Source organism: Clostridium sp. C8-1-8 (assembly GCF_009928445.1).
Taxonomy (GTDB): Bacteria; Bacillota; Clostridia; order Clostridiales; family Clostridiaceae; genus Clostridium_AR.
Genome location: NZ_JAABNO010000011.1, coordinates 150760 through 177332 on the forward strand (window position 1 = coordinate 150760; position 26573 = coordinate 177332).

Annotated in this window: 23 protein-coding genes and 1 rRNA gene; 19 read left to right on the forward strand and 5 right to left on the reverse strand. The window is 30.4% G+C overall.

Features of this window, described 5'->3' with window-relative positions:
* Positions 1–77: 77 nt before the first annotated feature.
* The 7 genes from GXK57_RS13205 to GXK57_RS13235 all read left to right on the forward strand — a co-directional run bounded on the left by GXK57_RS13205 (position 78) and on the right by GXK57_RS13235 (position 8110).
* Positions 78–1853 (forward strand): sensor histidine kinase, encoded by a 1776-nt coding sequence (locus GXK57_RS13205; protein ID WP_160677012.1) that lies wholly within the window; start codon positions 78–80, stop codon positions 1851–1853.
* A 224-nt stretch (positions 1854–2077) separates the two neighbouring features.
* Positions 2078–2896, forward strand: a complete 819-nt coding sequence (locus tag GXK57_RS13210; protein ID WP_160677015.1) for a CsxC family protein — start codon at positions 2078–2080, stop codon at positions 2894–2896.
* Between the two features lie 185 nt (positions 2897–3081).
* Entirely contained in the window at positions 3082–4032 is a 951-nt protein-coding gene (locus GXK57_RS13215) for a hypothetical protein (protein ID WP_160677017.1), read from the forward strand.
* A 91-nt stretch (positions 4033–4123) separates the two neighbouring features.
* The gene (locus GXK57_RS13220; RefSeq protein WP_160677020.1) at positions 4124–4309 is read left to right on the forward strand and encodes a hypothetical protein; all 186 of its coding nucleotides are present in this window, start codon (positions 4124–4126) and stop codon (positions 4307–4309) included.
* A 277-nt stretch (positions 4310–4586) separates the two neighbouring features.
* Positions 4587–5663: an alanine--glyoxylate aminotransferase family protein gene (locus tag GXK57_RS13225; protein ID WP_160677023.1), complete on the forward strand. Its 1077-nt coding sequence runs from the start codon at positions 4587–4589 to the stop codon at positions 5661–5663.
* A 43-nt stretch (positions 5664–5706) separates the two neighbouring features.
* Complete coding sequence (locus GXK57_RS13230; protein ID WP_160677026.1) at positions 5707–6621, forward strand: D-2-hydroxyacid dehydrogenase; 915 nt, start codon at positions 5707–5709, stop codon at positions 6619–6621.
* 244 nt (positions 6622–6865) lie between these two features.
* Positions 6866–8110 (forward strand): DUF1015 family protein, encoded by a 1245-nt coding sequence (locus tag GXK57_RS13235; protein WP_160677029.1) that lies wholly within the window; start codon positions 6866–6868, stop codon positions 8108–8110.
* 273 nt (positions 8111–8383) lie between these two features.
* Here GXK57_RS13235 and GXK57_RS13240 read toward each other — a convergent pair whose 3' ends face one another.
* On the reverse strand, positions 8384–8875 hold the full coding sequence (locus GXK57_RS13240; RefSeq protein ID WP_160677032.1) for a DUF6803 family protein: 492 nt from the start codon (positions 8873–8875) through the stop codon (positions 8384–8386).
* Between the two features lie 215 nt (positions 8876–9090).
* On the opposite strand from GXK57_RS13240, the gene GXK57_RS13245 reads away from it, so the two are divergent.
* On the forward strand, positions 9091–9663 hold the full coding sequence (locus tag GXK57_RS13245; protein WP_160677035.1) for an RNA polymerase sigma factor: 573 nt from the start codon (positions 9091–9093) through the stop codon (positions 9661–9663).
* Entirely contained in the window at positions 9644–11209 is a 1566-nt protein-coding gene (locus GXK57_RS13250; protein WP_160677038.1) for a hypothetical protein, read from the forward strand. The genes GXK57_RS13245 and GXK57_RS13250 overlap by 20 nt, the downstream gene beginning before the upstream one ends.
* Positions 11210–11266: 57 nt before the next feature.
* On the opposite strand, the gene GXK57_RS13255 is transcribed toward GXK57_RS13250, so the two are convergent.
* Together GXK57_RS13255 and GXK57_RS13260 are read right to left on the reverse strand one after the other, a co-directional pair.
* Positions 11267–11959, reverse strand: coding sequence for a 5'-methylthioadenosine/adenosylhomocysteine nucleosidase (locus tag GXK57_RS13255; RefSeq protein ID WP_160677041.1), 693 nt, complete (start codon positions 11957–11959; stop codon positions 11267–11269).
* 107 nt (positions 11960–12066) lie between these two features.
* Positions 12067–12993 carry a type II CAAX endopeptidase family protein gene (locus GXK57_RS13260; RefSeq protein WP_160677044.1) on the reverse strand — a complete coding sequence of 309 codons (927 nt, stop codon included), beginning with the start codon at positions 12991–12993 and terminating at the stop codon, positions 12067–12069.
* 344 nt (positions 12994–13337) lie between these two features.
* Between GXK57_RS13260 and GXK57_RS13265 the strand changes: the two genes are divergently transcribed.
* Entirely contained in the window at positions 13338–14099 is a 762-nt protein-coding gene (locus tag GXK57_RS13265; protein WP_160677047.1) for a tRNA threonylcarbamoyladenosine dehydratase, read from the forward strand.
* A gap of 18 nt (positions 14100–14117) precedes the next feature.
* Here GXK57_RS13265 and GXK57_RS13270 read toward each other — a convergent pair whose 3' ends face one another.
* Complete coding sequence (locus GXK57_RS13270) at positions 14118–14777, reverse strand: DUF4230 domain-containing protein (protein WP_160677050.1); 660 nt, start codon at positions 14775–14777, stop codon at positions 14118–14120.
* 328 nt (positions 14778–15105) lie between these two features.
* Positions 15106–16308 (reverse strand): SAM-dependent methyltransferase, encoded by a 1203-nt coding sequence (locus GXK57_RS13275; RefSeq protein WP_160677053.1) that lies wholly within the window; start codon positions 16306–16308, stop codon positions 15106–15108.
* A gap of 387 nt (positions 16309–16695) precedes the next feature.
* Between GXK57_RS13275 and GXK57_RS13280 the strand changes: the two genes are divergently transcribed.
* The 9 genes from GXK57_RS13280 to GXK57_RS13320 all read left to right on the forward strand — a co-directional run.
* Positions 16696–17631 (forward strand): GNAT family protein, encoded by a 936-nt coding sequence (locus GXK57_RS13280; RefSeq protein ID WP_160677056.1) that lies wholly within the window; start codon positions 16696–16698, stop codon positions 17629–17631.
* 113 nt (positions 17632–17744) lie between these two features.
* Complete coding sequence (locus tag GXK57_RS13285) at positions 17745–18359, forward strand: deoxynucleoside kinase (protein WP_160677097.1); 615 nt, start codon at positions 17745–17747, stop codon at positions 18357–18359.
* A 208-nt stretch (positions 18360–18567) separates the two neighbouring features.
* Positions 18568–19833: a hypothetical protein gene (locus GXK57_RS13290; protein WP_160677058.1), complete on the forward strand. Its 1266-nt coding sequence runs from the start codon at positions 18568–18570 to the stop codon at positions 19831–19833.
* A gap of 125 nt (positions 19834–19958) precedes the next feature.
* Entirely contained in the window at positions 19959–20570 is a 612-nt protein-coding gene (locus GXK57_RS13295) for a superoxide dismutase (RefSeq protein ID WP_160677061.1), read from the forward strand.
* A gap of 313 nt (positions 20571–20883) precedes the next feature.
* Positions 20884–22179 carry an IS30 family transposase gene (locus tag GXK57_RS13300; RefSeq protein WP_160677064.1) on the forward strand — a complete coding sequence of 432 codons (1296 nt, stop codon included), beginning with the start codon at positions 20884–20886 and terminating at the stop codon, positions 22177–22179.
* Positions 22180–22597: 418 nt separating this feature from the next.
* Positions 22598–23092 (forward strand): DUF2975 domain-containing protein, encoded by a 495-nt coding sequence (locus GXK57_RS13305; protein WP_160677067.1) that lies wholly within the window; start codon positions 22598–22600, stop codon positions 23090–23092.
* Positions 23093–23125: 33 nt separating this feature from the next.
* Complete coding sequence (locus tag GXK57_RS13310) at positions 23126–23332, forward strand: helix-turn-helix transcriptional regulator (RefSeq protein WP_160677070.1); 207 nt, start codon at positions 23126–23128, stop codon at positions 23330–23332.
* A 218-nt stretch (positions 23333–23550) separates the two neighbouring features.
* Positions 23551–25446 carry a DUF4173 domain-containing protein gene (locus tag GXK57_RS13315; protein ID WP_160677073.1) on the forward strand — a complete coding sequence of 632 codons (1896 nt, stop codon included), beginning with the start codon at positions 23551–23553 and terminating at the stop codon, positions 25444–25446.
* 742 nt (positions 25447–26188) lie between these two features.
* A 16S ribosomal RNA gene (locus GXK57_RS13320) occupies positions 26189–26573 on the forward strand; the annotation flags it as partial.

Here is a 26573-nt window from a genome sequence, read left to right on the forward strand (position 1 = left end):
TTTAATCCATATTGACAATAATAAGGTAAGAAATTAAACTGTAGTCAAGATTGTCTAGCTAATTGGAGGAAGTAATTTTGAAGAAGCTTATATCTAGTTTTTTAAATAGCAGTATGAGAAGAAAGTTAATATTATATTTCTTTTTAGTAATACTAGTACCTACAGTAACCATAACTATTTTAGGAAATTTGATATACAAAAACTCTATGAGTGATGAACAGCAGGCAAATACTAAACAGATGATAAAGCAGATAAGTGATAATATTGATTTCTATATTAAAGATACTGAAAATATAGCCAACTATTTATCACAAGATCCAAGTGTATTAGCTTTTTTAAACAGTAATAGTATTGATGAAAATAATTATAAAGATGATATATCTAGTAATGCAATGAAGATAATAAGTAGATTTGTCAACTTACATCCTGAAATAGCGGGAATAATGATAGTTAATAAAAATGATTCATATGTAAGTGATGTAATGTATAGGATTTCAAGAGATCCTCTTACCAATGAAAGATGGTACAAGAAGGCTATGGAGAATAAAGATAACATAAATCTTTTCAGTAAACCTGTTGGACGTAACATAAATAATATATTCAACTATTCTGCAGATAACGTAGTATCAATGTCTAAAGCTGTGTATGATAATTCAGATGGAAGCTGTAAAGGTGTAATACTTATAGATATGAAGCTGGATATAATAAAACAAGTTATAGAAAATGTAAAGCCTGGAAGAACAGGTTTTGTATATATAATGGATTCTGACAATGAGATAGTATATTCTCCTATTAATAAAGTAGTGTATAGAATAAATAAAAATATATTTGATAATAACAAAAATAACTTTATTATTAAAAAAATAAAAAACAAAAGTTATCAGATTATGGGCACAAGCTCTCAGTATACCAAATGGAGAACCGTGGGTGTATTTCCACTTGATGAAACTCTAAAGGTTATTAATTACATGAAATACTACTCATTTTTTATAGCTTTAATAACACTTATTTTGGCAGGAATACTAGCTATATTTTTTACTAAATCTATAGTAAATCCAATAACAAAACTTAGAATGTTAATGAGAAGAACTCAGGATGGAGATTTAAATGTTCACTTTAATAGTAAATATAATGATGAAATAGGGGAGTTAGGTAACTCTTTTAATAAAATGATTAAAGAAATTAAGAACTTAGTAGAGTTAGTACAAATTGAGGAAAAAAATAAGAGAAAAGCAGAGATAAGTGTTTTACAAGCTCAAATAAAGCCTCATTTTCTATATAATACCTTAGATACTATTCAGTGGATGGCAAAAGAACATGGAGCTGATAATATAGTAAAAATAATAACTAGCTTAACCAACCTTCTTAGAATTGGGTTGAATAATGGAAATGAGATTATAAAGTTAAGGGATGAAGTTAGGCATGTTGAGAGTTATCTTTCTATACAAAAGGTAAGATATGAAGATAAATTAAACTATAGGATATATATAGATGAGGATATATTAGAGTACTCTGTAATAAAGCTGATACTTCAGCCCCTTGTAGAAAATGCTATCTATCATGGTATAAAAGAAAAGCGTGGAAATGGAAATATTGTAATTGAGGGAGAGGAAAAAGACAATAAGATTCATATAAGGGTAATAGATAATGGAGTTGGAATTGATGAGGACAGGCTTAGAGAAATAAATCAGATATTAAAGAAAAGTTCTTTGGCTAGGTGCAGAATAGGCTTTGGTATATTTAATGTAAATGAAAGAATAAGGCTCAACTATGGTGATGAGTATGGTCTCTTATACAGTAGCGTGTATGGTGAGGGAACTGTAGTTGATATATGGCATCCAATTTTAAAATGACTATTTAAATATATATTGTAGGAATATGATAATTTTATAATAAAAATGTACATTAATAGTATATGCCTCCAGATTATATTAAGTTACTAGCTACATTAAAGTTACTGTATTTACAAATTAATAAATTTAACCTAAATAAAAGCAATTTTTTTCTAAATGCAGTCACATATTTTCGACAGGATTAGTATTATATATTAAGTTCATACTCAAATGGAGGTATTAATATGGCAGATAATTTTAAATATAATTGTGGATGTGCAAAATCTGAAACTTTAGTTCAAGCTCATGGTGTTAATAGTTGCGTAAAGGGAATAAAGCCACCATTCTTTAGTAAACTTCCTGTAGTTATAGCTGCAAAAGAAGTAGAAATAGGTATAGAATCTTGCATAGAATTACCTTGCGATGAAAAATACTATGAAATTAAGAGAACAAAGAAAAACTTATTCTTAACTCAAGCTAGAGTTGTAAGTTTAAACGAAAAATGTGGAAAGCTATTCTTACAAGGTTATATCGAAAAGAATATTGAATATGCTACAGCTGATTGTGTAAGTAGAGATAAGAGCGTAATCAATGGCGATATAAAACATCATACAGTAAAGGTTCCATTCCATGTTATAACTGATATCGACTTCTTATTAAAGCCAATAAATAAGGATAGAACAAGTTTAACTGAATCTGACCTTTATTGTGATGCATCAGAGTATGATAGCTGCTCATGTTCATGTGATGGAGTAAAAGGAAAAGCTTATTGTGAATCTGATTTTAAAGAATCAACAGTTTATAATACTAGACCTTTTATAAAACTAGATGGTTTCAAGATAATCGAATTAGATATGTATAAGGATGCTACTCCACTAGGTGGCTGTTATGATGGATGGGAAGACGGAAAAGGTGGAGATAAGAAGCCAGAACATGAACATGAAGAAAGATGCAACTGCACTCCTGAATATGAAGGTAACTTGTATTCTAAGATAGTTGAAAAGATGGTTCTTTTCTTAGATATTAAGGTTCTTCAAGAACAATATGTATTAGTAGAATGCTAATATAATTACTATACTTTAAGGAAGTTCTAGTTAAGGAATATTAAAATATCTAGCTAATTATTTAAGCAATATTTATCACTGGGCTATATATGAATAAGACTTAATGCTTTGAGTGCAAAACTGTATCAGTTTTGCACTCTTAGCTTATAATATTATATAAAACAATTAAACTAGGATGAATTTATGTGGATGAGGATCTATTAGTTAAGATATTACTTTCTATGATACTTGTTGGTTATTATGAAGAAATCGAAGATGAAGATGTTTTGAATAACAATGTACATAATGATAAATCCAAATTAGATTCTTTTGAGGATGTAGCAGCATCTGATGAAAGGTTTTATAGCGGAGAAAAGTATAAAAAGATTAGTGGGCTCGATTCAAGCTGTGGTTTAGATAATTCTATTAAGCATGATGAGCTTGATAAGATAGAAGAAATAGCTGTAAAAGGCATCAAACCTTATTTTTGTAATGAAATCAAATTGTCAAGTGAATTTGTTAGTACAAAAGAGGTTGATAATGACTTGGACACATATTATGAAGATAGTTATAAAGAACAGAATTGCTCGTACTATAAAGATGATGAGGAATCAGTTAAAGATGATGTGTTTGAAGGCAGAAAGATTGGTAACTTGGAGGTATTATTAGCATCTATAAAGATTCCGATATCTATTGAAGAGAGTTTTAATGTAAAGAGAGAAAAGATATATGGTATTGAAAATATATCCTGTGATATAAAAGAAATAAGAGGTAATCTTTTGTTACTTAGAAGGCTTGGGCAAAAGAGCAAAGTAAAGTTGTTTTATAGCGGGATATTAAGATTGAAAATTAAGTATTTAAGTATAGATCGTATTGAGGATAAAAGCTTGTACTGTAATACAAAAAATCTAATCTTATATGATGATTTTAGTGGTACAATCAATACTTATATAGAAACTAGAATGATAGAAGAGGCAATTAGTGTTAATATACCTATTAATGTAGATTTGCTTGGCACTCAGTTTAACGGAAGGTATGTACTAGCTGATCCAACTACATTATATGACGTTAAAGAAGATTATTATAAAGGCCTAACCATTATTGGAGACTTAAGATTAAACATAGCTCTTTTAAAAGATATATATGCTGTAATTTAATTATAATAAATAAGAATTGTATTAATAGAAAAAGAATATAATAAAACTCCTAGGTAAATAATAACTACATTATCTACTTAGGAGTTTTATTATGATGTATGATGAACTTAGATGCATAATCGGTGAGAACTGCGATGATTATAATCCAAAAGATAAGGTGTTGATGCTTAGTATGGGGTTGTCATCTGTCAGTTGCGATAACTGTATTAATTATATTAATGAAACTTGCCATGCTGGTAGGTTTGAGAACCTAAAAAATAAAATAACAAACAACTAAATATGTGAAGCTAAATCGGTGCAATATTTTAAAGACTCCTCTGAATCACTAGAGGAGTCTTTAGAATGCATGTGTAATAAAAAGGAAATGTATTCAGATAATTAAAAAATAATAAAAAACCTTATTTTGTAGACATTTTCATTAACATTATAGGAAAAAATTAATACATTATTATATAAACAGTTGTTTTTTTAAAAGATTATTGTATAAATATTTTGAAAATGGTAGAATTTATAATAACACATGGGAGTATTTAATTTATTTTGGGGGTGTCATTATGCACAAAAAATTATTTATTCCCGGACCAGTAGAGGTTAGACCAGAAGTATTGGAACAGATGGCGAGACCGCTAATAGGTCATAGAGGAAAAGAAGCATCAGAGCTTCAAAGAAGAATTACTAACAATCTTAAAAAACTTTTCTATACAGAAAGTGAGATATTACTTTCTACTAGTTCAGGCAGTGGACTTATGGAGGGCGCCATAAGATCATGTACGTTAAAGAAGGCAGCTGTCTTCTCCAGTGGGGCTTTTGGAGATAGGTGGTATGAAATGGCCTTAAATAATAACGTTCCTGCTGATAAATTTGAAGTTGAATGGGGAAAAGGAATAAAGGCTGAGGATGTAGAAAAAGCACTCTCAACTGGTGATTACGACCTTATAACTGTAACTCATAATGAAACTTCAACAGGACTTATGAACAATCTAGAAGAGATATCAAAGGTAGTAAAAAAATATCCAGAGGTGGTTTTCTGTGTTGATACAGTAAGCTCAGCTGGTGGGACAAAGATAGAGGTTGATAAGTTAGGAATAGATATTTGTATAACTTCTAGCCAAAAGGCATTGGGCTTGCCTCCAGGACTAGCAGTATGTACTTTCTCTAATAAGGCTAAGGAAAGAGCAGAAAAGGTTCCTTTCAGAGGCACTTATCTAGATTTGTTAGCACTTTATAAATATATTAAAAAGAAGGATTATCAATATCCATCTACTCCATCTATATCTCATATGTTTGCTTTAGACTATGAATTAAATTATATAGTCAATGAAGAAGGAATAGAAAATAGATTTGAGAGACATATTGAGATGGCTAATATAGTTAGAGCTTGGGCAAAGAAATACTTCGATATTTTCCCTGAGGAAGGTTATTGGTCTAATACTGTAACCAATATAACCAACACTAGAAGCATTGATATTAGTGCATTGAATAAAGAATTAGGAGCCAGAGGGTTCCAAATCTCCAATGGCTATGGGAAGCTAAAGGATAAAACTTTTAGAATAGCGCATATGGCTGATTGCACTGTGGATGAAATAAATGAGTTATTAACAAATATCAATGATATTTTAGGACTTGAGTAATTTTAATCTAATTTTTATTAAAGCAAAGGGAGAGTAAGTATTTATGTATAGAGTATTAGTGACTGATGGATTAGAGAAAGACGCCGTTTTAAAACTTAAGGATTTGGGTTTTGAAGTGGTTGAAGAGCATTACGCTCCAGAAGAACTTGGATTAATACTGAGAGAATATGATGTAGTTGTAGTAAGATCAGCTACAAAGATAAATAAAGCTATAATTGATAAGGCAAGTAAGACGGGAAGATTGAAACTCATAATAAGAGGTGGAGTAGGAGTAGATAATATTGATGTATCCTATGCCTTAGAAAATGGGATTCAAGTTATGAATACACCCAACGCGAGTTCTGCATCAGTGGCTGAGCTTACAATTGCTCACATGTTTGCGCTTGCAAGGTTTATAAATATATCAAATGTTACCATGAGAAACATGGAATGGAACAAAAAGAAATATGAAGGTATAGAGTTAAGCGGAAAAACTTTAGGCATAGTTGGAATGGGAAGGATCGGAAGAGAAGTTGCTAAAAGAGCCTGTTGCCTTGGAATGAAGATCATATATTTTGATGGACTAGGTGAAATTAGCAATCTTGATAAATGTGACTATGAATATAAGGAGCTTGATGAGCTTTTAAAAGAGTCAAATTTTATAACTCTTCATGTACCTTTTGATGCTTCAAAAGGACCATTAATAAGTAAAAGAGAATTTGAGCTTATGAAGGATGGAACTTATTTAATTAATTGTGCTAGAGGGAAAGTTGTGGATGAAGCAGCATTACTTGAAGCTTTAAATAAGGGGAAGATTGCTGGCGCTGGCATAGATGTGTTTGAAGAGGAACCTACTAAAAATAAGGATCTGATTAACCATCCAGGAGTAAGTGCAACCCCTCATATTGGTGCTGCAACTAAAGAGGCTCAAACAAGAATAGGTAATGAAATAGTTGATATAATAAAAGATTTCTTCTAAAATTTTTATCTTTGTACCCAATTTCTATATTTAAGATATATCATCATATATATGGTATATTTTAAGTATGCTTTGAAAGAGGGTACATTTTTTTCTTAACATAACTTGAGTAAGGTTTGAACTTTGTAGATTAGTGAATTAGAACAGAGTGAAAATCTATGAAGTTGGCATTATTACTATATATTTATATGATTATTTAAATATATAAACTTGTATTTTTTTGTTTATATGAAGGGAGATAATGATGGCTGTAATAAGACCTTTTAAAGCAGTTAGACCTGTAAGAGCTTTTGCTGATAAAGTGGCGGCTCTTCCATATGATGTTATGAATTCTGAGGAAGCAAGGATGATGGTAAGAGATAATGAGTATTCATTTCTTCATGTGGATAAAGCTGAGGTGAACTTAGATATTTCTGTGGATATATATGATGAAGCTGTGTATAAAAAAGCTAAAGAAGTTTTAGACAGCATGGAGAAGAAAAGCATTCTTATACAGGATGAGGAGCCATATCTATATATTTATAGACAAACTATGAATGGACGAAGTCAGACAGGACTTGTTTCTTGTGTGTCTATTGATGATTATATAAATAATGTTATAAAAAAACATGAGTTCACAAGACCAGATAAGGAGCAAGATAGAATAAAACATGTAGATGTTTGTGATGCAAATACTGGCCCTATATTTTTGACTTATAGAGATAATGAGAGTATTTCAGCTTTAGTTGATAGCTGGACTAAGAAAAAGCCTGAGTATGATTTTATTTCTGAAGATGGAGTTGGACATACGGTTTGGAAGATAGATGATAATAAAAGTATACAATCTTTGAAGGAACATTTTAGTAAGGTTGATTACTTATATATAGCAGATGGTCATCATAGAGCAGCTTCTGCTGTAAAAGTTGGGCTTAAGAGAAGAGAAGAATATGAGAATTTTGATGGGCAAGAGGAGTTTAACTTTTTCTTAGCGGTTTTATTTCCAGAGTCTAATCTTAATATTATGGATTATAATAGAGTAGTAAAAGATCTTAATGGTTTAAGTAATGAAGATTTTTTAAGTAAGATTAAAGAAAAATTTTATGTTACTACTATAGGAATTGGTAAACAGTATAAACCTCAGTCAAAGCGTAATTTTGGAATGTTTTTAGATGGCATTTGGTATAAGCTAGAGGCAAAAAACGATAGTTTTGATGCTGAAGATCCTGTTAAGAGTTTAGATGTTTCGATACTGCAAGACAACTTGTTATCTCCTATACTAGGTATAAAAGATCCTAGAAGCGATAAAAGGATTGATTTTGTAGGAGGAATAAGAGGTCTAGATGAGCTTGAAAGAAGAGCCTCAAGCGATATGAGGGTGGCATTTTCAATGTATGCTACATCAATGAAGGAGATAATGGATATAGCAGACAGTGGAGAGGTAATGCCTCCTAAATCTACATGGTTTGAGCCAAAGCTTAGAAGCGGGCTATTTATTCACAAGCTAAGCTAGAAGTTGGTTTTACTTTCTGATATTTTAAGAGTATATCTCTTAGATATTAAATCAACTTCTAAAACTATCATTGGTTAAGGTTAAAAAATTTTAAATATAAAGTTTTATAAAAAAGCCATGCATGAGGGTAAATAATCTATCCTTTCATGCATGGCTTCTATTTTTTACTGCTTACCATAATCTTTTTACACATTTTTAAAAAGGTACATAAGCAAAAAGTTATTAAATCAGCTTATTTTACCATAATTATTATTTCGCGGGAAATAACGAGTTTTAATGCATATCTTTCATGCTTGGCATACTATTTACAATTTCAGGGTTTACCATGCCGAAGATCATAGCAATGTGGGCAACTACCAAGAATCCTCCGACAAGCATAAAGTGAAGCTTTAGTTTCTCTTCTTCAGACTTATTTCTAAAAATCAGCCCAAGTTCCATTAGAGATATTGGAAGTAGGAATAAAACACCGCTAAGATAGAAACCAACAGCCACTACATCAACCCAGGTATGCCAACCTCCAGAGGTAGTTAGTGGTATTACTGCGTTGATAAGTAAATAAATAAAAATTCCTGTAAAGTATAGTCCTGCAAAGATTCCAACTAACTTATTTATAGTTTTAACAGCGCCTTGTTTTACTCTGTTAAAAATTATAAAGAATTCAGTGATTGTCAGTGTTTCAGCACATATAACTGGTATAGCCATGAAGATAATAAGATTCCAAGGCTGATTATCTGATAAAAGTGACATATAGTGTGTCATGTTCATAATAGTGAATCCCCCTAACATATGGTTGTGACTATAAATTACTAAAATGTTGTGAAGATTGTATGAAGAAAGAATATGTAATTAAACAAATTTAACATATATTCATAAAACGAGAGTAATTAAAAATATTACCAGTACAAGACATTAAAAGCATTTTTTATGGTAGTATAATATTGGAATATATGTAATTTGTAGCTTCGTGGGGGTGAAGTAGTTTGGACGATATAGATTTAGTTGAAAGAATTTTAAAAGGTGAAGCAAAATATTTTGAGTATATTATTGATAAATATGAACTCCCTATATTAAAGTACATATATAGTTTTATTGGTGACAGAGCTATGGCTGAAGATTTATGTCAAGATACATTTGTATCTGTTTATAATAAGTTGTATACATATAATAAAGAAAATAAGTTTTCTACTTGGATATATTCTATCGCACATAATAAGGCTATTGACTACTTAAGAAAGGCTTCTAAAAATAAGGAAATTGCAATTGACAATATTAAAGATTCAATTTCAGGGGAAAGATCTCCTCAAGAGATAGTAGAATATAAAGAAATCCTAGTGTCTATAGAAAATTTTATAAATACCTTAAGTTTGATAGACAAGCAAATAGTATATTTTAAATATGCTCATCCTGAAATGTCATTTAAGGAAATATCAAAACTTATGGGGATGAATGAGTCTACGGTAAAGAAACGGTATTATCGATTGTATACCAAATACGAAAAGTATACTAATAATAAAATTAAAGGAGGTGACAGTTATGGAGTGTCTAGAGTTTAGAGAAAAAATTATAGAGCTTATAGAAGCTCAACTACCGGATGACTTTAAGAATCAGATGGAAAAACATATAGATGAGTGTGAAACATGTAGAAGATACTATGAAAATAAGACTTTTATTAGAGAGAGTCTGTTTAACGATATAGCCAGAGAAGACTTCACCTATAACAGTAGAAAATCTAGCATAATGGGTTCTATAGACTTAGAGAGGTACAATAAGAGTTCTGTAAAAGCTATTAGTATAGTTAGAAGGAATAACAAGAAAATCATACACTTTGGGTTAGCTGTTGCCTCATTATTTATTTTCATGCTTATACTTCCGGTGATGGAGCTTGATTCGAAAAATAATGATTCACCGATTAGTTATGGTGCTAGCTATGCTGATAAGGAAATAAAAGATGCAAAGAAAGATAATAGAGATGCTAGAGATGAAAACAAATCTTCAGTATATATAACTGAAGATAAAGATATGACTAAAAGATATATAGGAACAGCTTCAGAAGCTAGTAAAGATTTAGTTAACGGAAAAGATAAAGATATGACTCTTGTAGCATCGAACAGCATCTACCTCATATTAGATAATAAAAGTGTTTTTTATTATTCATTAGATAATAGAACTGATTTTTATTTAAAAGAGGGTATTTTTAATAGTGAAGGGATTAACGGTAGCGGTGATATGAGAGTGTATAGCCCTACCAAAAGGTTTATCTTTCTAACTAATAAATCCATATCTTCTAATTGCTATATAGTAGATACAAAACTTAGTGAAATTTTAAAGGTTAATATTTCTGAGCCTATAGATGACGGGGATATAACCTGGTCAACTAATGATAGATATCTCTGTATTCAAGTTCAAGATGATATTTATTTATATAATCTAGATAGTAAAAAGCTTAGTTATGTATCTAATGAAAATAAAGATACTGTTAAGTATGTTACTGATGAAGGGGTAATAATAACTTCAAGAAATACTCTATTACCTTCCAATAGGACTATAGAAGGAATAAATCCATATGAATTGTTTGCATATAATAATTATATATATGCATTATGTTATGATGATAAAAAAAATACTGAACTTTATCAATATGATTATAGCAATAATAGACTTAGTAAGATTTTTGATCTTGGACAGAGAAGATATACCTATGGTAAAAAGTCTGATAGCCCATTTCTAATATCAGTGAATACAGATGTTAATGGCAATGATGAAGGCTGTATATTTAACATAAATACTATGAAAGTCCATTATTATAGTAAGACTATAGATATACAGAATGACTTTAAAAATTATATTTCACCAAGTGGAAATAGATATATAAGTAAGACTACTAATACTGATGGAAAACAAGTCTTTAACGTATATACTGAAGGAAAGAACGACGTCATCACCATACCAACCGTAAATCTCATAGAAACATTCGTTAATGATGATACGATTATATATGGAGAAAGAAAGATTAAAGGAAGTGATGCTGTTTTCCAAGCTGTGAGGCTTGATCTCAATAGCGGACAGAAAAAGGGTATATTTATTGTGCCAGAAAAATAAATCTAATTAAATAAATAGCGACACACTTATACGTTAGATAAGTGTGTCGCTATTTGCTTAAATAAGCTCAATCATAGCTTTTAATATTGAGGTTGAATTCTTTACTCCTATTGGAATAAACTTTTCATAGTCCATATGAGCACCGTTATTAGCGTTATCAGATATGGATCTTATAACTACAAAAGGTACATGATTTAGGTAGGCAACATGAGCAATACTACCACCTTCCATCTCACAAGCAGAAGCATCGAATTCCTTAGCTAGCCATTGAATTTTTTCTAAGCTTGCTATAAACTGGTCTCCGGATACGATTCTTCCTACAAATGTATTAATATCAGGAAGTGACTTGCAAGCCTCTTTAGCTATTTCTACAAGTTTTTCATCACACTTGAAGTCAAATGTATCTAGTCTTGGTATCTGACCTGGTTTATCTCCAAAAACAGTTGTATCTATGTCATGTTGAACTAAGGAATTTCCTATTACAACATCTCCTGGATAAATGTCTTTGCCGATACCACCAGCAACTCCAACATTTATAACCATATTAACCTTGTATTCGCTGATAAGCACTTGAGTACAAACTGCAGCATTAACCTTTCCAATGCCGCAAACAACAGCTACTACATCCTTGCCCCACAAGTTTCCACGGTGAAAAGTCATATTTGCTTTTTTTTCAGTATTCTCTAAATTCATATCTTTTAGAAGAATTTCTAATTCTTCATTCATTGCACCAATGATTCCTATAGTCATAACAGACCTCCATAAAAGTTAATAATTCTAATTATACTTAATATGCTCGTATTTCTCAAATAAACAGCATAATTTAAATAAGGATTTGTTGGGTTTATATATTTAAATTATACGTTAAAGTCTAATTCTTTATCAAAGTTTGTATTGTTTCTTACAGAATCATAATGAATTCTACGATTTTTTAAGTCTAACCTCTTTAGTCCAAAGCGCATTAGTAGGATGCCTACAACTACCACTGCTATTGAAGTAGCTACTAATAGATAGATATTGTGTATGTTTTTTAGCTCAGGAATAATAGCACATATGTTATTAGTAGCATGACATAATATTGATAGGAATATTGATTTAGTACTTAAATAAACATAGCCTAGTATTAGTCCAAGTAAAAAAGCATTTATTCCTTGTGGAAGATTCATATGCATAGCAGCGAAAATTAATGAGGAAATAACTAAAGCAACCTTAGGAGAATACTTTTTAGACAGACCGTTTAGTATTATTCCTCTATTTACGAATTCTTCTTGTATAGGTGCTATTATTACTGCAGTTATTATTCCTATGGCAGGGTTTATAAACATCTGATCAAAGGCCTTTTCTATAAAATCAGGAACAGGTATTAGGTCTACAAGGTAACTTAAAGATCCAGAGAATAATAATCGAAAGCCTAAAATTAAAGCAATAACTCCTAAAATATCTGAAGTTTTAAATTTTCTTTCTGGGAAGGAGTTGTAGCTTTTCTTAGTAAACCCTTTCCACATTATAAGGATTGTTAATAAAAATGATATAAAAGTAGATATCAGTAAAAAGCTTTGGGATTTTTCAATACCTTTAATAGTTGCATCAATACTTAAAGGTGATGCAGAGTATGCCTTTATTGCGTAACCTATCATTAATACTATATCCACAGCAAAAGGTATTATAAGTGCAAATAGCACAGCAATCATAATTGAGACAAATATACCAAATTTATCAGGAGTAACCTTCTCTTCTTCTAAATCGATAAAAGGATTAAATATAATTAGTTTTCTAAGATTCATTTTTTCACCTCATTATGTAGTCAAATATAATCATTATATTAACACGAAATACAATTAATGTAAAACTATAAAAGGTTGTATAACATATTTGATGATAATCATTATTTACCTATTGATGCGATAAGATTTATAGTATATTATATAAGTTGTTTTATAGATAAAGATGTATAGTTCAATAAAGATGTACCACTTCAGTCATAAATCAATTTTCAAAAATCATCTTGGTCTTGAGAGGATAATTTGAAAATATAAGTCTTATTATGAAGCTCTACATCTATAACTAGTAGCTAAGTTTAACAATGAACGAACACATCTAGAGGTTAGGTGAAAAGGAGAGTAATATAATGCTACAGCATTCATTATCAAGAACAGAGCTCCTTATAGGAAAAGAAGCATTACATAAATTAAAGGATAGTAAAGTAGTTGTATTTGGAGTAGGCGGTGTTGGAAGTTTTACTGTAGAAGCTTTGGCTAGAGCTGGAGTAGGAACTCTAGTACTTATCGATGATGATACGGTATGTTTGACTAACTTAAATAGACAAGTACATGCTACGTATAAGACCATAAGTAAGAATAAAGTTGATGTTATGAAAGAAAGAATCGGAGAAATAAATAGGCAGTGTGAGATTATAACACACCAAGTATTTGTTACAGAAGACAATATATCAGAGATAATTACTGATGATGTTGATTATGTAGTTGATGCTATAGATACAGTATCAGCTAAGATAGCCTTAGCTGTGTATTGCGAAAACAAGAATATAAAGCTTATGAGTTGTATGGGCACAGGCAATAAGTTAGATCCAACTCAATTTAAGGTTACTGACATATATAAAACGAAGGTATGTCCTTTGGCTAAGGTAATGAGATATGAGTTAAGAAAAAAAGGAGTAAAGAAGCTAAAAGTAGTTTACTCTGAAGAAGTTCCAAGAAAGCCAAAGATGGATGAGGTTGTTACTTGTAAGGAAGGTTGTGTATGCACAGGCGGTAGTAAGAAGTGTGCTGTTAAGAGACAAATACCAGGTAGTGTATCCTTTGTCCCACCGGTAGCAGGTATGATAATAGCTTCTGAAGTTGTTAGAGATCTTATAGAAGAATATATATAAAGAAAATAAATGTACTTTTTATTCAAAAAGTACATTTATTTTTACATTGTCATCAACGATAGGTTTGATTAACTTTTTTACGGTATCTTCGCTATTTTTTACAGCTTCATCATAAATAGTTGTATCTTTTAATTTACTACCCATCCTAGAGATTACCTCTTTATCTATTACTGCACTCTCGTCCTTGGTTAATTTTATATCACCAAATCTGAGAAGTCCTTTCTCCGTGGATTCAAAAGTGGTTTTATCATAATCTATTGTAGGCGTACTAGCAATTGGTCTTGGTAAATGTACAGTTACTATTTTATTCAGCTTGTCTATCTTAACCTTAGAGTTGTCTATTGAAGATAAGTCTAAAGAGTAAGATCCTTTTCCGTAATAATCTACTTTCTGGATTTTTTTAAAAACGTCCCATTCTCCCCAGCTATTATCAATAACCATTTTTTCGTTGAGGTCAACTTCAACTACAACTAGCTTTTCCACTTTCTGTATTTTGTCTACTATACTTTCCTCGGTAACGAAGGATAACTTAGTATTAGATTTGGATGGAAGCATTTTTGTTATCTTTGGCTTGTCCTTATCTTCTATAACTCTGTAGCTTATGTAGCAACCTAAAGAGGTGAATACTAAGAAGGCTAGTATAATATTGAAAGTCTTTTTTCTAATATTTTTGAACATGATACACCTCCTGAATTTATAAATATCTTTAAATAATTATTATAATTTTCCTCATAATAGTACAACTTGTCAAGTACTATAACCTGGAAGGAATACATTGATTCCTTTTAGATTTTATTATATTAGACAATAATTTGATATATACGTAGGATTTTATTGTGCATAATAGTCTTTTTGAAGAATATAGTAACAATTTCATAAGCAGTTATAAAAGTTTTATTAAAAAATACATTTTATGATAAATGTTTAATGGCTTAGAGTATACTGAGATATAAAAGAACACCGAAGATAATTTCCTCAGTGTTTCTTATTATTTATATCTAGGGTTTTAATAAGCTTCCCAGCCTTCATTTAAGAATTTATAGAGTGCAGGATATGCATTTAATGATGCCATTAAAGAAATATAATCATCCATAAGTTCTGGTTTTTCTTTTCCTGTCTTAACTGCTCTAATCATTAAGTTTTTAGGGGTTTCTAATGGAGAAATGTATTCCACAACTGAAACATTATACCCTTTGCTTTCTAGCATCATACTTCTCATTCCATCAGTTAAAGCATCAGCAATTCTAGCCTTTAATATTCCATGTTTTAGTATGCCCTTTAGTGGTTCATAGCTATATTGATTTAGCAATTCTCTATGACAACAAGGCACAGCTATGATTGAGTCACTTTCTACCTTTATTCCAAGAGCAATAGCCATATCTGTTGCAGTATCGCAAGCATGAAGAGATATAACCATATGTATCTTTCTTTTAGGACTAAATTTCTTTATATCTATAGCATGAAACTCCATATTTCTATAGCCTAGGTTTTCTGCCATTTTCTTAGAGCTATTAATAACACCTTCAGATATATCTAATCCTATGAAATGACATTTTCTCTTTTTCACTTCTGTGAGATAGTAATTAAGAACAAAGGTTAGATAAGATTTTCCACAACCACAATCTAATATGGTTAGAACTTCATTTCTAGGTAAAGCTTCAAGAGTGCCGTCTAAGATCTCTACATAATGATCTATCTGATTATATTTTCTTATTTTATCATTCTTAACCTTTCCTGATTGAGACATTATTCCTATCTCTTTAAGTAGGGCATCTGCTTTTCCTACTTTAATAAAATAATCTCTATTAAGTAGAGTAGAAGTCTCTTTAAAAGTATGTTCTGATGCCTCCTCTTTCTTTATAGCAAGAGGTGAACTTTCCTTTACTTCCGTATTGTTCATTTTTACATTCTTATTATCACCAGTTATTACTATATCGGTGCCTCTTTCTCTATATAGTATGGTAACTGTATCATAATTATCACATTCAGAACTTATTTTTTCAAACAATTCTATTATACTTAGCGATTCGGTTTTTCCATTAAAGTTGTATTTTATGTTGCCATCCTCAAAACTACCATTACCTTTAAATTCTTTAAGCCCTGCGGTATAGGTTACGTATATATTTTTAAATGTGCTTGAGTCCTCTAAAAACCTGTTGCTAATTCCCATTAAAAACAACTTTATCTTAGTAATACTTTGTTTATTCATTACATCACCAAAAGCCTTTCTTAAAACTAAAAATACATAAAATAATATAAACACAACATAAGGTAAATATCAATAGTAGTATTACCAATTTTACTAATTAGTAAATTATAATTTTTGCCGTTAATTTACTTAAAGTTTTCTATAAACAAAATACATATTTATGATATAATTAATGAGATTATTCATAGAGGTACTACTTCGGTATAGATTATTATTTTTAAATACTGTTGCAGATAATAGGTACTTTTATATTTCTTTTGCATTTGTTGTATTATCTTTAAGTGAAACTATTGAAATATAATTTTAATAACTAAAACTAAATTTAGTTAGAAATAGAGAATAAGTAATTGATACTTGATAAATTTCATTGATCAGGGGATGGACTTTATGGCTGAAAAGAAGACTATATCTATAGAGCTAATAAGAGGTACTGATAAGGATTATATTATAAAGGATTATAGTGGAATAACTATTGGAAGGTTTAATGTAATCGAGTTTGAGCCAGAGAATCAAAGGTCTACTATAAGATTTAAGTTCTATAGGAATGATAATTATCAGATGATGAAACAAGCACTAGAAAAGTGCTTAGAAAATATATTTAAGGGAAATAAAATATATAAGGTAAATATTTTAGCAAATGAAAGTTCCAATGTTTCTGCGTTTTTTGATTTAGGTTTTATTCTAGAGGGAATAGTATCAAATAATTTGGTGCAAAATGATTGTCATAAAAGCGAATTATTGTTTGGTATAAATCTTAATGATTTTAGGAATTTTCAAAACATAACTATATTAAAGCTTAAAGGCAGAAGGATAGAGTTAAGAAATTTAACTCCAGAACATACTTCTCAATTATTAGAATTTTACATAAGAAACGAAAAGCATCTAAAAACTTTTGAACCTGCTAGAGATAAAAGCTTTTATACCTATGAGACTCAGTTATCTATATTGTTAGAGAGCTATAAACAATTTATGAATGGATCAAGTATTGATTTCGGAATATTTTTGAATGGTGAGTTGATAGGTAAAATAAAGCTATCTAATATTGTTTTAGGGGTTTTTAAAAGTGGTATACTAGGTTATTCAATGGATGAAAAACATTGTGGTTTAGGATATATGAAAGAATCTGTGAACTTAATTATAGACTATTGCTTTAATGATATGGGCCTTCATAGACTAGAAGCATCTACATTGGTTGACAATCTAAAATCACAGAATGTATTACTTAAATGTGGCTTTAAAAAAATTGGTTTAAATGAGAAGTATCTTTTTATAAATGGTGAGTGGAGAGATCACATAACCTTCTGTAAAATTAATGATATATAATCTTTATTTAGTCCAGTTGAATTTGCTTTAAGGGGGATTTACACTTGCCTTACCAAAGTAATAATTTGTATGAAGTAATTCTTAGAAGAATAGATAGAAAAGGAGTTTGGGACATGATAGTTGTTGATGGAGTAGTTGGAGTTGGAAAGAGTACATTGATGGGACTTATTGCAGAGAGAGGTTACATATCTTTTGAAGAACCTGTTGTAGACAACCCTATTTTAGAAAAGTTTTATTACGATAGAGAGAGATATTCTTTCCCACTACAAGTTTTCTTTTTAAATAAGAGATTTAAGCATATAAAAGAGGCTTCAGCAATAGCTAACTCTGTTATGGATAGAAGCATATATGGAGATGTTATATTTGCAAAGATGCTTTGTGATAAGGGAGAAATGTCTGTAGAAGAATTTGATTTATATAGAGAACTGCTAGAAAATATGCTTGAGCACGTACAACCTCCTAAACTTATGATATATCTTGAAGTTTCAGTAGATGAAGCTATGTCGAGAATAAAGAAAAGAGGAAGAGATTACGAACAAGTAGTTGAGAGAGCATATTGGGAGAAGCTTAATGAAGAGTATAGAAAATATTTTTATAGTTATGATGTTTCGCCTATACTTAAGATAAATGTAGATGGACTAGACTTTGAGAATAATGATAAAGATAGAGAATATGTTATGGGATTAATCGAGCAGAGACTAAGAGAGATAGAAGAAAAACAAGCTTAATACGGAAGCTATAAAAAAGAAGTTATCATAATAATTTAGTTATGATAACTTCTTTTTGCGTATAGAGAGTACATGGTTAGATAACAGATATTAATTGATTGAATAAAATAGAACATATTACAAATTAAGGATGAAAAATGTATTGCTACTTTATGGAGCTAAACATATAATTTTTATGAATAGAGTTTTATAATGGGGAGTGACAAAATTGAGTATTAATAATTTGTTTAAAGGTTATAAGAAAATAATAGTTGTAATTTTGATACTAACATTAATAACAATTGCAGTAATAGAATTAATAAGAGTGTTCTTTAATACTGATTCTAGGGAGAAGATAGGGGTTGCTGCAAATACTAGTGAATCAAGTGAAATTAAGTTAGATGCTATTAATAGTACAGATTCAAAGTTTCATCCTTTAAATGAATTGAATTATAGATCTATAATTGAAGTTCCTAAAATATATAGTGCTAAGGATATATATAAAAATGGAAATGACAGATATATTATAGCTAAAAAGAATGGAGACAAAGGTCTAGTTTTGTATGACTTAAATAGGAAAAGTGAGACAAGTCTTATGCCACCAACAGCAGAGGGGTATGAAATAATTGATGCAAAGTATGATGGAAGGTGGATCGTCTGGAGTGAAAGAATGGAAAATCCTAAATTCACAAATTCTCCTAAAAGATATATTTGGAGAATATTGTATAAGGAATTAGACTTAAAAAACTTGAACGATGGAAAAGCAGCTAAAACACTTTCGCAAGGTTCATATATAAAAAAATGGTCTCAAGATATACCATTACCGACTATTAATTTAAATAACGGAGTAGCTACATCTTTAAGTGTAAACTTAAAAGATGATAATATAAATATGAGTGAAATCTTAATGTTAGACTTAGAATCAGGTAGCTCGAAGGAGCTTAAAAGTGAGCAAATATGGGGAAATGACTATCCTAAGCTTAGCATACCTAATATATATGAAGATAATATAATTTGGAGTGAAAATAAGACAGAAAAGAAATTAGTGAGAGAAGAGTATATATACGCTTATAATGTTAAGAGTAATGAGTTAAGGTTAATCACAGATAAATCTATAAACGGAGCTTTTGGTGGGTATAAACAATATCTTGTTTTTACAGAAGCAAACAAAGTATCTATATATAATTTAAATAATGAGAAGTCTAAAGATATATTAAATAAGAATTTAGGTTTACTTACTGAAAAATATAAAACCAATATAGCTGCCTTCAATATTTCTTCTATATATGTGAGCAGAAGTTTTGTGTTCTTCAAACCAGATTCAAAGTATATAACTGCTTATGGATTGAAGGATAACAAACTTTTTGATTTAACAGAAGGGCTAGACGCAACTTATGGAAGGATAACTACTGTTGTATCTGATGATAATATGATTTATATAAGTGGATATGATAAGGGAGATAACAAAAAAAGTTTTTTTGTGGAGATAGATTAGTTTTTATATGCCTCTAAAATAAAAAAATAATAAAAATATTACTTTTATTATTATACAATATTGATTATTATTCTCAATAGTGATAGTATTAAATCATAGAAAAAAGATTTTGGAGGTATTAGAATATGAAACACGAATTACCAAACTTAGAATATGAATATAATGCTTTAGAACCATATATAGATGAAACTACAATGACAATACATCATTCAAAGCATCACGCAACATATATAAATAATTTAAATGCAGCACTAGAAGCTTATCCAGAGCTTCAAGAAAAATCAGTAGAAGAATTAGTTAAAGACTTAGATGCAGTACCAGCTGATATAAGAGGTGCTGTTAGAAATAACGGTGGTGGACACTATAATCACTCATTGTTTTGGAAGTTATTATCACCTAATGGAGGAGACGCAAAGGGTGTTTTACTAGAAGCTATAACTAAAAAGTTTGGAAGTCTAGATGCTTTCAAAGAAACTTTTGCAAAAGCTGCAGCTACAAGATTTGGTAGTGGTTGGGCTTGGCTAGTGGTTAACAAAAATAATGAACTAGAAGTTTTATCAACTGCTAATCAAGATACTCCAGTCAGCGAAGGTTTAAAACCAGTTTTAGCTTTGGATGTTTGGGAACATGCATATTATCTAAAATATCAAAACAGAAGACCTGACTATGTTGGATCATGGTGGAGTGTAGTTAATTGGGATTATGCCAATAAGCTATATGAGGAAGCAGTGAAGTAATAAGAGTCTTTAGAGGTAATATATAAGTACTTAAATAATAGAAAAGATTACTTGGATTATATATCTAGGTAATCTTTTTTTTGTCATATAGCTGATTTTCAATTTACAAAGTGGCTTCTCGTCTTTCTACGTGAATTGTAAATCGAAATGCAATCATTCCGATTCAAAGTTTATTACTAATCCTTAAATTTAATATACATGCAAGGTGATCGCACCTCAGCTTACAAAAAGATTGGGTTATACCAGTCTTTTTTGTTTCCCTTAGTTTAAAATTCATATATCCTAAAATAGTTGGCGGCAGAATGGAGGATATATGTCTAAATTTTTTAATTATGAGGAAAGACTTGAATTACAAAAATTTCTAAAAGAAAGTCTTTCCTTCAAAGAAATTAGTCGCAGATTGGGTAAAAATCCAACTACTATTTCCAGAGAAGTACGTAAATACAGCTCAGAAATTGCTACTGGCTATCCCGGTTATCCACTTAATGCCTGTAAGAACCGTTTTTTCTGTAGATCTAAAGATGTATGTGGTAAAAATTGTACCAGAAAAGCTTCAGTTTACTGTAGACTTTGTCAATCCTGTAATGATAATTGCCCAGACTTCATTTTAGAAATCTGTACTGCCAGGTTTCGGGTTCCCTACGTTTGCAATGGCTGTGAAACCCTTGGTAAATGCTCGCTATTAAAAAATATTTACGACGCGGAGCATGCGCATCTTAAAGCTCACGAATCTATCTCCCAGTCTAGGAGTGGTTTATGTGTTTCTGAGACTGAGCTAGATCGTTTGAATAAGATAATTTCACCACTTGTTCAGAACGGTCAATCTGTTCATCAAATTTATGTAAATCATGAAGATGAACTGATGTGCAGCGAAAAAACAATTTATAACTACATTGATGCATGTCTTTTTGATGTTAGAAATATTGATTTGCCACGTAAAGTAAAATTTCGAGAACGTTACAAAAAGCCAGAGTTTAAAGTAGATAAAGGATGCCGTATTGGTCGTAACTATGAAGCATTCGGTGCATTTATTGATAAAAATCCTGATACAGCAGTTGTTCAAATGGACTCTGTCATCGGAACAAAAGGAGGTAAATGCCTTTTGACTATTCACTTTGTTGATTGTAGTTTGATGCTTGCGTTCTTGCGGGATGCAAATACATCAAAGTCTGTTACGGATGCATTTAATCATCTCGATAAAGTGATTGGACATGAACTGTTTTCAGAGTTGTTTCCTGTAATACTTACAGATAACGGAAGTGAGTTTTCCAATCCAAGAGCCATTGAGTATCGAGATACGTTCCCGCTTTTGCGTACCCATGTATTTTACTGCGATGCAGGTAGTCCTTATCAAAAAGGTGCTATCGAAGTAAATCATGAATTAATTCGTCGAGTCCTTCCGAAAGGCACCAGCTTTAATCAGCTTACGCAGGAAGATATTAATTTAATGATGAATCACATAAACTCGTACAAAAGAAAAAAGCTGAACAACCGTAGCCCATACGAAACGTTCAGCTTTTACCATGGAGAAGAAGCTCTACATAAGTTAGGATGTTCACAGGTTGCCGCCAGTGACATCATGTTAAAACCTGCTCTTCTCAAAAAATAATAATAGAAACAGCGCCGCCAACAGCTCATAAAGAACTGAAATCAGGGGTGGATTCTCCGATTGCAAAAAAATCGAGAGAGAATCGACCTCCATTTGACATGCTCATTTTTATTATAATACTTCAACAAAAACTAAAAATCAAATTGCATTTGGGTTACAAAAGCTGCATTTTGTTTGCAAAACCTGCATTTCAAATACAAAAGTGGCATTTCGTTTACAAATATTCAATTGTAATTTTCAAATATTGCTTTTCAGTTTACAAAGTGGCTTCTCGTCTTTCTATTGACCCATCATGCTTGATATATATAGTTAAACAATAATATGTTATTGTTTTTCAATAAAAATATATTGAAAAGTTGCGTGAGGTGTGCTAATATCTATATTGAAGTTACAATATTTGGAGATATGGAGGTTTTTTATGAAATATTATGGTCAGAAGTCAATGGCGAGTATACTTAAAAGAATACTAGACTTTATATTAATATTAGGTATTATAGCAACTCTTTTTATATTTAAGGATACTTTTATCAATAATGATATAAATTTAGATTATTTTAAAAAGGTAGTTATATTTGTACTTTTAGCTGTTGGCATAAGTTGTGTTTTCCTTATAGTAGTTAACTTAAGAAAAATACTGCTTTCTCTAGTGAAAGCTAACCCTTTTATAAATGAGAATGTAAGGGCGCTTAAGAAGGTCTCTCGTGAATGCTTTATTATTGCAGGGTGTTATATATTCAATATGTTTATTAATTCTAATCTTAAAGATTTTAATTTCATATATGTAGATGGTAAAGGCATACATACAGACATGGAATTTATAATATTTCTTTTTGCAGGTTGTTTTATATTGATATTGGCAAAGGTATTTCAACAAGCGGTTGACTATAAGGAAGAAAATGATTCTACTATTTAAGATAATGTATTCTGCTAATGGAGGAAAAGTTGTATGGCTATAATTATAAATTTAGATGTTATGATGGCAAAAAGAAAGATTTCCTTACAAGATCTTGCTGATAAGGTTGGTATAACGAATGCGAATCTTTCTATATTAAAAAATAACAAAGCAAAAGCTATTAGATTTTCTACCTTAGAAGCTATATGTAGAGAGTTAAATTGTCAGCCTGGAGATATTTTAGAATATGCAAATAAGTGATAGCTAGCTGATACTTATTTTACTGTATATAACAGTATGAAATTGTCTAGTAAATTCAAATCTTTAGAACAGCTATTTAGGCTAAGCAGTAAAAAAGAAATCTTGTTCGACTGCCAGATTTTATTCATATACATTCAGAAAGGTAGATGAGCAAAAAGTTATTTAGCAAATTTTTTATTAATGTTTTATATGTAGGGGTATTTAGAGAGGAGAAAAATATGATAAATTCGGTTGTTTTGATTTTGATAAAAAAAAACAGGCTTTTGGTTGTAAGTGATAAGCATGGATCTATGATCCAATTACCTTGTACTAATATGAGAGAGGGGGAAACAATAACTGATACGACAAAAAGAATGTTAGAGAAGTTTGGAATGGTTACTGTAGATATAATCAGTTCAAGCAAGTATATAGTTAGAAATGATAAGAAGTACTTTTCTTCAATAGTTGAAATAACTGATGATGTAGATGTGGAAACAAATGAAGTAGTAGGACATAAGTGGGGTGATTTTGAATTAATACACAATTTAAGTTTTATAGAAAATAAGGCTATAATGTACTGTTTAGAGAGTTATATTGAAGTTAATAGTAATAGTAATAGTATAAATATGCTTAAGGATGAGTTTAAAAGAGGTCTTATGGGTAAGAGCTATTTATATGAATCGGAAGAAAGAGCTGAAAAAATAAAAATAGATAGTTCTTTGAGCATTTCTAGTAAAAGAAATGCAATCATAGGCTCAATAATATTAGGTATTATGTTTTCAGCCTTCTTCTTCGCTTATTTAGGTATATCAGTGTTAATATTTAATTTAATAATGATAATAGTATTTGTAGGGTGCATTGGTATAAAAAATAAAGGTAGCATAATGGCTTATTTTCTATTAACCTGCTCTTTAATTCTATCAGCTAACTTTTCTATATATACCAATCCTGTGTTTAGATCACTTAATATTGTTTTGATTCCAGTAGTTCTTACTCTAAGTTTTGTATTATATACCTACAAGGATGTAGAATTAAAATTAGCATACTTATTAGGTGGGTTAATTAATAAATTTTTTAAGAATAGTATAATTACTTCTATGAAACTGCCAAAGTTTATAAGGGACAGTATAAGTATTAAAAATAAAAGCAACACATCTTCTAGCTATAAGTATGTTAGGAATGGTATTTTCATATCTATACCATTGCTATTATTTTTGGTGTTAGTACTATCTCAAGCTGACAATATTTTTGGGTACTATATCAATAATATTAGCTCAAACATTCTCGCTATAAATCCATCAACGTCATTTTATAAATTAGTAGTATCTATAGTAATAGCCTTTTATAGTTTTGGATTCTTATGGAGTTTTAATTATAGATTTGATAATACAACTAGTACCTCTATTAAAAATGGAAGGTTGGAGCCAATAACCGTTACTACAGTGTTAGCTATGGTTTGTATATTGTATATTGTATTTACAATAATACAAATAACCTATTTATATGGAGGCACAAACAAAGTTCTTCCTGGAGGATTTACTTATTCTGAGTATGCTAGAAGAGGTTTTTTTGAATTAGTCTTTATAACATTAGTTAATCTTATAGGAGTAACCATATTAAAGATATATGTTGATAATAGTAAGGCGAAACTTAATATCATATTGAATATTATATATACCATAATAGTAGTATTAACATTAAATATGGTTTGCTCTGCATTTTATAGGATGTATTTATATATTGATGCTTTTGGTTATACAAGGTTAAGAATACTGGTTCAACTATTTATAATCTTTTTAGGGATTATAATATTCTTACAATTCCTATTTATATGGAAAGATAAGAGTATATTTAAATATATAATAGTAGTTTCTCTAACATTATATATAGGGATTAACTTTTTCAACATTGATTCATTTATAGCTAAAAAGAACATAGAGCTTTCAGCTAATAAAAAAATAGATAATAATTATCTTACTGTGCTTTCATTAGATTCGATAAAAGAAATGAACAAAGCAAGAAATGAAGGTAAAATAGATGATGAAACCTATTTAAAGTGGAGGAATAGAGCTGATATTAAAATAGATAATTGGTATGAATATAATTACTTTATATATAAAGCTAATGGAAAGTAAAGTTGTTATCTAAGTGATATAACTAGAGATTATCAAACTTAAGTTTTTTTGTAAAAGCTTAAAGCGCTTAAGTTTGATAACATATAGCAATGTCTATGAAAGTTAGATACTTATAAAGTATAGTGAATTATAAGGTTTTTAGATGAAGATGCCGACTTTAGGGGGCTATAACAGTTATTTAGGATAAACAATAAAAAATAAACCTTATTTGCTTTCCAGATTTTCCTCATATACATTTGGAAAGGAACATAAGCAAAAGACTCGCTGAAGAAAGTCGTTTAAGCGACTTTTTTACTGTTAAGGATAAGGGCTACAGTAATCTATGCCGGGTGTGTCCTTCGTAGTTATATGGTGAATTATGCAGTATATTGTAGAATTAGATAGTTATAATAATAAATTAGACTTTATATATAAAACCTAAGTTTATACATATGTTATTATAGTCCTTGTCGCTAATGCAAACGCGATGTTGAGGTTTGAAAGAATCTTAAGATTATCTTGACAAGTAATCACGAAAATGATAAACTTGTATAGGTCGCTAAGTTAAGAAAAAATGTTTTGAAAAAAACATGTTGACAAAAAACTTTAGTGATGATAAGATAAATGAGCTGTCAGAAATGCAGCAAAGAAACTTGGTCTTTGAAAATTAAACAGAGTAAAATAAACAAAGTCTAAAACTAGACTTAAACCAGCAATTCTTTTGAAAAAAGACTTACTAAGTAAGTAAGCTATGATTAAACTTTAAATTGAGAGTTTGATCCTGGCTCAGGACGAACGCTGGCGGCGTGCCTAACACATGCAAGTCGAGCGGAGAAAGTTCTTCGGAACTTTCTTAGCGGCGGACGGGTGAGTAACACGTGGGTAACCTGCCTTATAGAGGGGGATAGCCTTCCGAAAGGAAGATTAATACCGCATAACATTTTCGTTTCGCATGAAATGAAAATCAAAGGAGCAATCCGCTATAAGATGGACCCGCGGCGCATTAGCTAGTTGGTGAGGTAATGGCTCACCAAGGCGACGATGCGTAGCCGACCTGAGAGGGTGATCGGCCACATTGGAACTGAGATACGGTCCAGACTCCTACGGGAGGCAGCAGTGGGGAATATTGCACAATGGGGGAAACCCTG

Bases quoted from the DNA above. Each gene is read 5' to 3' on its own strand.
- GXK57_RS13285 (WP_160677097.1), top strand. From the start codon at position 17,745: ATGATAGTTGTTGATGGAGTAGTTGGAGTTGGAAAGAGTACATTGATG.
- GXK57_RS13300 (WP_160677064.1), top strand. From the start codon at position 20,884: ATGTCTAAATTTTTTAATTATGAGGAAAGACTTGAATTACAAAAATTT.
- GXK57_RS13255 (WP_160677041.1), bottom strand. From the start codon at position 11,959: ATGACTATAGGAATCATTGGTGCAATGAATGAAGAATTAGAAATTCTT.
- GXK57_RS13305 (WP_160677067.1), top strand. From the start codon at position 22,598: ATGAAATATTATGGTCAGAAGTCAATGGCGAGTATACTTAAAAGAATA.
- GXK57_RS13315 (WP_160677073.1), top strand. From the start codon at position 23,551: ATGATAAATTCGGTTGTTTTGATTTTGATAAAAAAAAACAGGCTTTTG.
- GXK57_RS13310 (WP_160677070.1), top strand. From the start codon at position 23,126: ATGGCTATAATTATAAATTTAGATGTTATGATGGCAAAAAGAAAGATT.
- GXK57_RS13275 (WP_160677053.1), bottom strand. From the start codon at position 16,308: ATGAATAAACAAAGTATTACTAAGATAAAGTTGTTTTTAATGGGAATT.
- GXK57_RS13250 (WP_160677038.1), top strand. From the start codon at position 9,644: ATGGAGTGTCTAGAGTTTAGAGAAAAAATTATAGAGCTTATAGAAGCT.
- GXK57_RS13265 (WP_160677047.1), top strand. From the start codon at position 13,338: ATGCTACAGCATTCATTATCAAGAACAGAGCTCCTTATAGGAAAAGAA.
- GXK57_RS13230 (WP_160677026.1), top strand. From the start codon at position 5,707: ATGTATAGAGTATTAGTGACTGATGGATTAGAGAAAGACGCCGTTTTA.
- GXK57_RS13270 (WP_160677050.1), bottom strand. From the start codon at position 14,777: ATGTTCAAAAATATTAGAAAAAAGACTTTCAATATTATACTAGCCTTC.
- GXK57_RS13210 (WP_160677015.1), top strand. From the start codon at position 2,078: ATGGCAGATAATTTTAAATATAATTGTGGATGTGCAAAATCTGAAACT.
- GXK57_RS13295 (WP_160677061.1), top strand. From the start codon at position 19,959: ATGAAACACGAATTACCAAACTTAGAATATGAATATAATGCTTTAGAA.
- GXK57_RS13220 (WP_160677020.1), top strand. From the start codon at position 4,124: ATGATGTATGATGAACTTAGATGCATAATCGGTGAGAACTGCGATGAT.
- GXK57_RS13260 (WP_160677044.1), bottom strand. From the start codon at position 12,993: ATGAATCTTAGAAAACTAATTATATTTAATCCTTTTATCGATTTAGAA.
- GXK57_RS13240 (WP_160677032.1), bottom strand. From the start codon at position 8,875: ATGAACATGACACACTATATGTCACTTTTATCAGATAATCAGCCTTGG.
- GXK57_RS13235 (WP_160677029.1), top strand. From the start codon at position 6,866: ATGGCTGTAATAAGACCTTTTAAAGCAGTTAGACCTGTAAGAGCTTTT.
- GXK57_RS13225 (WP_160677023.1), top strand. From the start codon at position 4,587: ATGCACAAAAAATTATTTATTCCCGGACCAGTAGAGGTTAGACCAGAA.
- GXK57_RS13280 (WP_160677056.1), top strand. From the start codon at position 16,696: ATGGCTGAAAAGAAGACTATATCTATAGAGCTAATAAGAGGTACTGAT.